Below are 1,689 nucleotides of genomic sequence, written 5' to 3' on the forward strand. Positions count from 1 at the left end.
TTCTCCCGCCAATTGAAGAACAGCGTGAGATTTCTGAGGCATTTCACCGTGTGAATAGAAAACTGCAAGATGAACAAGAGACAAAGGAGGAGCTACAAGAGCTTAAACGAGGTCTCATGCAGGATCTCCTCACCGGCAAGGTTCGAGTTAATACCGACTAACTATGCCCGATGAGTATGCCGAGTCCGAACGACCTGCTCTTGAAGCACTCCAGCGACTTGGCTGGGAGGTCGTTGACCAGCAACAGACGACTTGGGCCGATCCCCGTGAAACTGAGTCCTCGCCTGTACTCGAACCGCGCCTATATGATGCGGTTGAGCGCCTAAATCCCTGGCTCAACGAGAACAATTTGAATAAGGTTGTCAACGAGATTCAGCAGGTTGCTGGGACGAGCACAATGGACGAGAACGAGCAGATCCACGAAAAGCTCGTTCGACACATCTCCGTCGAGCAGGAAAGTGAACACGGTAAGAAGCATCAAACAGTTCAATACATCGACTACGAGAATCCCGAGAACAACGACTTCTTCGCCATAAATCAGTTCCGGGTCGCGGGACCGGTCGAGGTCATCAAACCCGACATTGTGCTATTCGTCAACGGCATCCCGATGGGTGTTGTCGAGTGTAAAAGCCCACAGATCCCAGAGCCGCGTTCAGAGGCGCTCGATCAGCTCACTCGTTATCAGAACGAACGCGACGGTGAGTCGGAGGGGGCCGAGGAACTATTCCGGTACAACCAGTTCTCGGTCGCCACCTGGATGGAGGGCGCAGTTATGGGCACTTATCGGACACCGAAAGACCAGTACAAGCCCTGGCGGGACGCCTACCCGCTGGAGGACGACGAGCTCATCGATCTGTTCGATCTCGACGGCTATCTCCCGGATCAGTACCGAATGCTCTACGCGCTGTTCGAGCCCGAGCGATTGCTCGATCAGCTTCGGCATTTCACAGTGTTCGAGGAGAAGCAGAGTGGGTCGATCAAGATGGTCGCGCGCTATCAGCAGTACCGGGCGGTCCAGAAGGCTCTGGAACGGATCGACAAGCGCGGCCGGGACGAGGCGCAGGGCGGCGTTGTCTGGCACACGCAGGGGTCGGGCAAGTCGCTCACGATGCTGTTCCTCGCGCTGAAGCTCCGCCGTCTCAAGGACGACCCGACGCTTGTGTTGGTCACGGATCGCCGGGCGCTCAACGATCAGATCCACGCGACGTTCGAGCGGTGCGGCTTCCCGAACCCGAAGAAGGCCGACAGCATCGAGGACCTTCGCGACCGGCTCAAATATGACGCGGGCGAGACGCTCACGACACTCATCCACAAGTTCCAGACGACCGACGACGAGGATGAGTTCCCGGTGCTCTCCCGGAAAGAGAACATCTACGCGATGGCCGACGAGGCCCACCGGACGCAAGACAAGGAACTCGCGAACAACATGCGGACGGCGCTTCCGAACGCCTTCTACGTCGGGTTCACCGGGACGCCGATCGAAAAGGACGAGCGAAACACCCGGCGGACGTTCGGGAACTACATCGACACGTACACCATCGACCAGTCGCTGGAGGACGGCGCGACGGTCGAGATCCTGTACCAGGGACGGCTCGCCGACATCCACCTCGAAGGCGAGACGCTCGACCGACTGTTCGATAGGATCTTTTCGGACAAGACGGACGAGGAGAAGGCGGAGATCCAGAAGCG

The 1,689-nt window shown here is 57.8% G+C and carries 1 protein-coding gene; it reads left to right on the forward strand.

Annotation, left to right across the window (positions count from 1 at the left end; genetic code table 11):
* Window positions 1-163: 163 nt before the first annotated feature.
* Window positions 164-1,689, forward strand: a 1,526-nt coding sequence (locus DVK07_RS19095) for a type I restriction endonuclease subunit R (RefSeq protein ID WP_147441224.1), incomplete at its 3' end; no start/stop codon positions are given.

The organism is Halorubrum sp. Atlit-26R, assembly GCF_003666015.1.
Lineage (GTDB): Archaea > Halobacteriota > Halobacteria > Halobacteriales > Haloferacaceae > Halorubrum.